This is a genomic window from Bacillus sp. P4_D3, assembly GCF_056401855.1.
Window position 1 is genome coordinate 1 of record NZ_JBFUIN010000775.1, and the last position, 1391, is coordinate 1391.

The 1391-nt window shown below is 37.7% G+C and carries 2 protein-coding genes and 1 pseudogene; all 3 read right to left on the bottom strand.

The window, feature by feature from the left end; genetic code table 11:
* Positions 1-355: pseudogene (locus AC1DTM_RS26560) on the bottom strand (DNA internalization-related competence protein ComEC/Rec2); the annotation flags it as partial.
* 14 nt (positions 356-369) lie between these two features.
* A complete protein-coding gene (locus AC1DTM_RS26565; protein ID WP_477001289.1) occupies positions 370-927 on the bottom strand; it encodes a ComE operon protein 2 in 558 nt (185 codons plus the stop codon).
* A gap of 63 nt (positions 928-990) precedes the next feature.
* Positions 991-1391 (bottom strand): helix-hairpin-helix domain-containing protein (locus AC1DTM_RS26570; RefSeq protein ID WP_477001290.1); only part of this gene is annotated, 401 nt, incomplete at its 5' end.

Genomic DNA, 1391 nt, shown 5'->3' on the forward strand with positions numbered 1-1391 from the left:
GCTTCTTTTCCGAAGCAGATTGTACTTTATAATTTAACTGCACTAAGTTTTTATTCTGATCCTCAATTTGAAAAGAGAGACGATCTCCATTAATTAGAGGTGTATTTTGCACGACCCCTCGTGTAACTTCGTAGGGATCCCCTAGCGGCTTATTTAGACTCTGAACATATGTGGTGTACATAGCGCCACTAAAACACGCTATCATACAAAATATGAAGGTTTTACGCGAAGTACGATATAAACAAAATAAAACATAACAAACGAAACAACAAGCAGTCAACAAATGCGACGTGGAAAAGGTAATTGCAATCCCAATTATAAACGAGATTGCAACATAGCCCCATTGTCCATTCAACTCATACTCACTCCTTATAGCATCATTTTCGCTTTAGTGAATACACGCTGTAATTCTTCCATTGATAAATTATCTTTTTCTAAAGCTGCGAATAATTCCTTTAGCTGCAAATKACGCTCTTGTTCCTCTAGCGATGTAATATCATATTCCAGCGGAACGTGCTTCACTGTTACACTCGCCTGTTCAAATAACTCTACGGCATACGGATGATTTTTATAATCCTGTGCATAATAAACTGCTGTAACACCACTTTGAATAATCGCCTTACAGCACTGCAAACAAGGAAAATGTGTGACATAAATTTCCGCTTCCTCTGTTTTTGCACCAAACTTCGCACATTGCAATAAAGCATTCATTTCCGCATGAATTGTACGAACACAATGATTATCAATGACATAGCAACCATCGTCTATACAATGTACACCACCTTTAATTGAACCGTTATATCCACCAGCAATAATTCGTTTATCACGAACGATTGTCGCTCCTACTGCAAGTCTTGTACATGTACTACGCAATGATAACAGATGGCTTTGCGTCATAAAATATTGATCCCATGAAATTCGTTCCATATTTTTCACCTACTTTTTTGTCTACTTGTAGTGTAGCGAAAAAAGAAAAACTTCGTCAATCTTTTATGGAATAATAATTTGATCTTTTATCTTTTCAAGTGACTTCGCACCAATCCCATCAATTTCTAATAAATCTTCTATTTTCTGAAACGGACCATGTTCTTCTCGGTATTTCAAAATACTTTCTGCCTTCCGAGAACCAATGCCTGTAATTTTTTCAAGTTGCTCTTTAGAAGCTGCGTTTATTTGAATCTTTGCCTCGCCCTTTGAAAAAGTGGCCACCTCTTGTACTTGCTCATTTTTATTCGGTACATAAAGGATCATTTGGTCTTGTACAATTTGCGCTAAATTCACCTTCTTCACATCTGCTTCTAGTAAAAAACCACCCGCCTTTTCAACGGCATCCTTCGCTCGGTCCCCCTCTTTCATTTCATACACACCTTCTCTTACAACCGCCCCTTTCA